The following is a 734-nucleotide window of genomic DNA, read 5'->3' as shown; positions in this document are numbered from 1 at the left end:
GCATGCCCGGCGTCCGGCTCCGCCCAGCGGCTGCCCTCCAGCCGGTAAGTGCCGCGCGGGTCGTTCACCGGCACCAGATCGTATTTCACAAGGCCAGCGCTGTCCGCGTCCATGAAGCTCATGTTGCCGGACCAGCCGGTGGTCACCACCGGGCGGCCGAGCAGCATCGCGGTGGCCGGGATGAGGCCGAACCCCTCGGCGCGATGCAGCGACATCACGATGTCGCTCGCCGCGATGAGGCCGCGCAGGGCGGGCTCGGGAATGGTCTCGTCGATCACCCGGATGTTCGGCGCATCCGCGACCATCGCCCGGATCTCCGCGAGGTCCTCGGGATACAGCGAGGTGCCGGACAGTTTGAGCACCAGCATCCGGTCGCGGCGGTCGCCGAAGGCGGCGCGGAAGGCGCGGATGGCGCCCTCGGGGTTCTTGCGCACGCGGCTGGACGCGAGATTGAACACGACCAGCACCACCAGCGCGCCGTCGGGCAGGCCGAAATCGGCGCGTCCGCCCTCGACCGGGCGCGGTGGCAGGGCGGCGAGCGGATAGGGCACGACGCGCACGCGGCCCGGCGCCAGGGGCTCGAACGCCTCGGCGCAGAAGGCGGACGGCGCCCAGATCTCGTGGACGAATTTCGCCCCCACGTGCCAGGCGGCCGGCACCGCCGGCAGTTCCCACACGAAGAGACCGATGACCCGGCGGCCCCGCATCAGCGCGCGCGGCCAGCGGGCGAGGCC

1 protein-coding gene is annotated in these 734 nt (G+C 72.6%); it reads right to left on the bottom strand.

Annotated features, from left to right (window positions below; translation table 11 throughout):
- The coding region (locus APM_RS12885) for a glycosyltransferase (protein ID WP_007423811.1) at nucleotides 1-734 on the bottom strand (734 nt) is incomplete at both ends.

The sequence above is a fragment of the Acidiphilium sp. PM genome (assembly GCF_000219295.1).
In the GTDB taxonomy this organism is placed as follows: domain Bacteria; phylum Pseudomonadota; class Alphaproteobacteria; order Acetobacterales; family Acetobacteraceae; genus Acidiphilium; species Acidiphilium multivorum.
The sequence above is the reverse complement of the archived record's forward strand: the minus strand, read 5'-3'. Positions and strand labels throughout refer to the sequence as shown.